General features: G+C 40.7%; 7 protein-coding genes. 2 read left to right on the top strand and 5 right to left on the bottom strand.

Features of this window, described 5'->3' with window-relative positions; translation table 11 throughout:
• Positions 1-135: 135 nt before the first annotated feature.
• From C5469_RS21945 to C5469_RS21965, 5 genes are all read right to left on the bottom strand, one after another.
• Positions 136-861, bottom strand: a complete 726-nt coding sequence (locus tag C5469_RS21945) for an ATP-binding protein (protein ID WP_166310738.1) — start codon at positions 859-861, stop codon at positions 136-138.
• A complete protein-coding gene (locus C5469_RS21950; RefSeq protein WP_166310740.1) occupies positions 861-1,652 on the bottom strand; it encodes a hypothetical protein in 792 nt (263 codons plus the stop codon). Before C5469_RS21950 ends, C5469_RS21945 begins: the two co-directional genes overlap by 1 nt.
• A gap of 82 nt (positions 1,653-1,734) precedes the next feature.
• Entirely contained in the window at positions 1,735-2,358 is a 624-nt protein-coding gene (locus C5469_RS21955) for an ASCH domain-containing protein (protein WP_166310742.1), read from the bottom strand.
• A gap of 53 nt (positions 2,359-2,411) precedes the next feature.
• The gene (locus C5469_RS21960; protein WP_166310515.1) at positions 2,412-2,747 is read right to left on the bottom strand and encodes a CII family transcriptional regulator; all 336 of its coding nucleotides are present in this window, start codon (positions 2,745-2,747) and stop codon (positions 2,412-2,414) included.
• A gap of 217 nt (positions 2,748-2,964) precedes the next feature.
• On the bottom strand, positions 2,965-3,147 hold the full coding sequence (locus tag C5469_RS21965; RefSeq protein ID WP_166310744.1) for a carph-isopro domain-containing protein: 183 nt from the start codon (positions 3,145-3,147) through the stop codon (positions 2,965-2,967).
• Positions 3,148-3,256: 109 nt separating this feature from the next.
• Here C5469_RS21965 and C5469_RS21970 point away from each other — a divergent pair, with 109 nt between their 5' ends.
• The gene (locus C5469_RS21970; protein WP_166310746.1) at positions 3,257-3,958 is read left to right on the top strand and encodes an XRE family transcriptional regulator; all 702 of its coding nucleotides are present in this window, start codon (positions 3,257-3,259) and stop codon (positions 3,956-3,958) included.
• A 9-nt stretch (positions 3,959-3,967) separates the two neighbouring features.
• On the top strand, positions 3,968-5,119 hold the full coding sequence (locus C5469_RS21975) for a type I restriction endonuclease (RefSeq protein ID WP_166310748.1): 1,152 nt from the start codon (positions 3,968-3,970) through the stop codon (positions 5,117-5,119).
• The last annotated feature ends 441 nt before the right edge of the window (positions 5,120-5,560 follow it).

The raw sequence follows: 5,560 nt of genomic DNA on the forward strand, positions 1-5,560 counted from the left end.
CTCGTAGTCTGGTTTTTGCATGTAGTACAAAACACAATTACCAGCCCCCATGAAGTACGTAATCTTGCGGCTTCTCCGCTACAGAACGGACACGGCTTAAGTTTCTCTGTCATATCAAAAATCCTTCCTGCGTGATTACTTAACTTGCCGACGATAGCTATCCCACGGGAATCCAATAGCAATCGGCGATCCCATTCTCAACCTATCAATCACCCGCTCACCCAACACGTCAGCAAGCTGTTGCTGTGGCAAGTTTGTTAGTACACCAACCGGCTTTTTGTTTGCCAGCCGCCGATCCACAACCTGGAAAATTATCAGGTCTTCGTTCAAGTTATTTCTTTGCACTCCAACATCATCGAGCACCAACAAATCAACCTCACACAAATCATCAACCAAGGCAGATTCGCTGATTTTCGCGTCCCGTTGATAAGTTTCACGTACACGCATCATTAAATCCGGCAAAGTAGCAATCAGTATGCTCTTACCGTTTTTGATAAGATGATTTCCGATGGCAGCGGCCAAATGGTTCTTCCCTGTACCCGGATTGCCACTGAAAATAAATCCACCAAATGAGTGACCAAAATTTTCTGCATAACGCCTGGCTTTTGCGAGAGCCTTTTGCTGCTCAATTGTATCGGCGATATAATTTTCAAACGTGCAATCTTTGTGCAATGGACTGATGCCAGAACGACCCATGATCCTGTTTAAGCGGTTCACCCGGTTCTCTTCGACAATGCGTTTTGAATTAATCTCACCCTGCTTACGATGCCACTCCATTAAATCATCAGCATTAGTGAATTTAGGCTTGATATGCTCTGGCATCATCCGATGAAAACGAGCCAGAGTTTGTGCCATGCTCATTAGAAATCCTCCGAAATGAATTGCTCTGTACGCACCGGTTGAGCAATGCGATCACCAACCCGGCGCTGATAACGCTCGCAGGAATTCTTGTTTTGGTAGTTCAATTTCTGACTGGCAGTGATAAACCAATTCTTCGGCTTTTCAGCCTGAAACTCCAAATCCAATCTCTGTAGTTCATGCTGCAAATCGATATTCGTGTATAGATTCTCCCACGCCGAGTAGTCTTTGTGGTTTAAACGGATCATCTGCCCCTCAAACGCATACTTACTCGACATCGGGTGAACGCTTGCAGACTGATTTTGATTTTCATCAGCACAAGCCGGTTCATCGGCTTGGGTGTTTATAGGGTTAAAGGAATCAGGAATCAGGTTAAGGGAATCAGCAGGATTAGTTATATGCTCTTCTTGTGCTTGCACCATACTTGTATGGTGCTCTTCTGGTGCTTCTTTATTATCAGTATGTTGCGTTAACTGTTCTGGTATTTCACTAGCCGCTTCTTTGCAATGTGGGTTTTGGTGCTTCTTCCAGTTATTAATCTGAATAAACTCATTTCCATCTACTGCATATCTGGTGATAAAGTTTTTATTATGTAACTGAGCAAGTAATTTGTCGCAATCTGTATCGTCATACGGCAATACCATGGCTTTAATTTTACGAGGCTTATCTTCAAGCCGACCCTCACGATCGGCAATAGTCCACAAGCCAGCAAATAATAATCTCGCCAATGGTTCACATTCGGCTAAATCATCATTTGTGAAAAAGCCTGGTTTAATATTTCGTGACCTAGCCATGTCAGCTCCTTAAAGTGGTATATCAGTGATTTTGTTTATTGGCAGGTTGGGAAGATTAGGACCAATAAATGTGTCTTGCTCCTCACTCGCCGCATCTCTTAAACTCAATGACCCAAACCCAGTTATCATTGAACGAATCAGCTCCGTAAATCGATTCCCACAACTCCCGGAACGCAACACGATGCATGATATTTTCATGTCCTGGGCAAATTCCCGCTGTTACCCCCTCAGCTTTCGCATCTTCTTCACTGATTTCATTCAGGCGCTCGACACGAATATCTGTGATTTCTAGCGTGATACGTGAAGCCCAACGCGGCATGTGAATTGATGGAATCCACTTTTCATTACGAAACTCAACGCACTCAAAATCACATTCTGACATTAGTCGAATGTGATCTTTCATTTCGCTAATACTCTCGAACCCGTCAGCTCGATACGCTGCAAGCCCGTCACTTATTTCGCTAAATGAACAACCATTGGCGCAAACGCGATAATTAATAGTTTGGTAATGAGCCCAGGTCTCCCGCACCCACAGCCGATCGCCCACTTTTCCGAGTGGGCATTGAAGTTTGAGAACGCGCTCTTTCACTTCATGCCACGATAAAGTGGCCCAGAAGTGCTTAAATATTCTCCTTGTCTGAGTCTTCCGCCCGGACAAGATTGCCCGGACAATTTCCGCATTGAAAATAATTGGTTTCTCTGTCATGATTGCCTCGCTATTTAGTGGTATCGGGGAAAGTGAGAGTTCCCCCGCTTGATTCACATTGAAAGTTCGATTTGATTAGAAGCCTCAGTAACAGTTGGGGCTTTTCTTTTTGGGTATCTGATAAGCTCTAAAGCAGCCAATAATGCTTTTGCATCCTCTCCTGTGATCACAACGGATTCATCTTTCGAGTCATACTCAATTGCAACTAAGAAACGAGCCATCTTTTCGATAAGACTGATATCATCAATTCGTTGTGGTCGTTGCCAGCGTGCAATTTGGGATTCATGAAAACCGATAATTTCGGCGACATTCCTCGCGCCTTTCAGCACCAGTTTTTTAATTAATCTACTTTCCATCTCTCGAAACTTGCGTTCCATTGCGCTTTCCATATGTTAAATTCCTTAAATAAAATAATGTTAATAGCCCAGTTGTTGGGCTACTCTCCCCGATTTGTGGGGAATGCATCTTCGGTACTGAGATGTTGAAAATCGATGCAGATTTGCACTCCTCATTAAGAGGTTCGCAAATTGATGGACTTACCCTTTTGGGTCAGTTAGAAAACAGGCTCCCCACACGGGCGGGGCATTCATTGTAAATAGTGGAAGATTATTTATTTTTGACTAATTCAGTTAAAGGGATACCAAGCTGCTCATGGATTTGAGCATATCTCGCTGGGGGGATACGCCCTTTTTTAATCCATTGCCGAATAGCTTGATCTCTAACATTTAGTATTCTAGCTAACGCTGGAACACCCCCAGCTTTTCTGATCGTTGCTTCCAGTACACTCATATGAATTTCCCTTTTTCACTAATGGTCACTAAATAAAATACAAGGGAAACTTTAAAAAGTAAAGTTTTACTTGCTATGAAAATAAAAGTGTTGCTTGTATATTTGAGACATGAAAACGATGCATGAAAGAATCAAGCAAGCTCGACTTGCAAAAAAATTAACTCAAGCTGAACTGGCAGATATGCTTGGTGTCACTCCACAGTCAGTACAACAGTGGGAATCAAGCACAGAACCAAGAAAGTCAAGATTAACAGCATTAGCATCTATTCTTGATACTGATGTGAATTGGCTTTTGTTTGGTCAAGCATTAAGAAAGGATACTGGTCAAGTTCCACCAGAGAGCAAGTGGACAACCATTGCGCCATGGGATAGTAGTACGCCGTTAGACAACGACGAGGTGGAGGTACCATTTTTAAGAGATATTGAATTCGCATGCGGTGCTGGTCGGTGTATTGATGTGGATTATAACGGATATAAATTACGATTTTCCAAATCAACATTACGGCGAATAGGTGCCCCAACGGATGGTTCTACAATTGCTTGTTTTCCAGCTAAAGGCGATAGCATGGAGCCAGTTATTCCAAATGGAACAGCAATAGCAATTGATATCTCTAATAAAAAAATTATTGATGGAAAAGTATATGCAATTGAACAGGATGGATTAAAACGCCTTAAATGCCTCTATAGACGCCCAAGAGGAAAAATACTTATCAGAAGCTACAACCGTGATGAATACGAAGATGAAGTTACAGATGAGGATCAAGTGCTCATCATCGGAAGAATGTTTTGGTATTCCGTTTTAGATTATTAAGGTTATGGCATGGACAATTTTAAGATAAAAATAAAACATCATGTTGACCACGTTAAAAACGTAGGTCAACACTGCACTACCGAAGAAACAACTAAGCAAGCATTAATATTGCCTTTTTTAGATATTCTTGGGTTTAGTCCGTATGACCCACAAAAAGTTAAAGCCGAGTATGGGGCGGATTTCCCCGGAGCAAAAGCAAATGAGCGGGTTGATTATGCCTTATTCTGCCAAGATGTTCCCGTCATGTTTATTGAAGCAAAAGGGTATAGCGAAAAGCTAGATAACCACTGCCCTCAATTATCCAGATATTTTAACTCCACTCCAGAAGTGACCATTTCAGCAATTACAAATGGATTAGAATGGCGCTTCTTTACCGACTTAAAACAAAAAAACGTAATGGATTCTGCACCATTTTTACGCATAAAAATGGATGAAGTTAGTGATGCAGATGTAGGTCAGCTCTATAGATTTAGACATGATAAATTCAAGCCAGAGGCATTAAGGACGCTTGCAGAAGAAAGTGTCTACCTATCTGTCTTCACTAAAACAATCAGTACTAGCTTGAAAGATGTTGATAGTGAATTTGTAAGATATGTTGCTAGTAGATCTAATGTCGAACGCCAGTTAAATCAACGTTTCATTGAATCAATCACCCCTTTGGTAAAACAGGCTGTTGAGAAATCTGTTAGCGCAATGGTAGTTTCTGGCCTTTCAAATAGACATGTTCCAATTGATGGGGTTCAAGACGAAATAGAGCATCAAGATAATCCGAAAGAACCAGATGAGATAGTAGATCCAGATAATCCTAATATTGTTACCACCAAAAACGAATTCACTCTGTATGAAAAAGCGAAATCAATAGTTGGAGATGATGTAGATTTACAATACAAAGATACAGAATCTTATTTTGGAGTTCTTTATCAAGGAAAATCAAATAGATGGATAATACGATACTTTGATAAAAAGAATAAACCTTACATTCAGATACCCATTGAGTTAACTGAAATATTAACCAATGAAGTTAATAGGGCTGGATTATCTGTCAGCAACTCAAGAATATTTATAGAAGCTCCAGAAGATATATTGAGGATAACAGGAATTATTCTTGATGCTTTTGAATTTGTGAGAGACGACGATAACTTTAGAAAAAAAGCACAATAGGTTTTGCTAGGCCACCTAACGGTGGCTTTTTTTTCTTACATTCTTCCATCCCCCATCTAAGAATGACTAATTAGTCACATTTCCAAGAATTAGTAAAAAATAAAATACTTTAAAAACAATATAATATATGAATTTACAAGTTTTACCTTATTAAAATAACAAGTAATTCTTGTTTTTATAAAGTAATGCTTGTATAGTTTAATCATCGAAAAGGCAGGGAAAGCCCACGAAGTAGCCGCTACCGGCGCACGAACAGGTAGATGATTCGAGACTAAGTTAAATCATAGTAGTACCTACAATGAATGCTCCGCCCTTGTGGAGAGTCTATACCCAAGTGAGTTTTGAGGTGTTGTGACTGAGCCTAAAAGTAATCAGTCAACTCATTCACAGATGAGGCTGTATCAGGACTGTGGAAGGCGCAACTGTGATAGAGCCACAACA

Source organism: Photorhabdus cinerea (genome assembly GCF_011189575.1).
Lineage (GTDB): Bacteria > Pseudomonadota > Gammaproteobacteria > Enterobacterales > Enterobacteriaceae > Photorhabdus > Photorhabdus cinerea.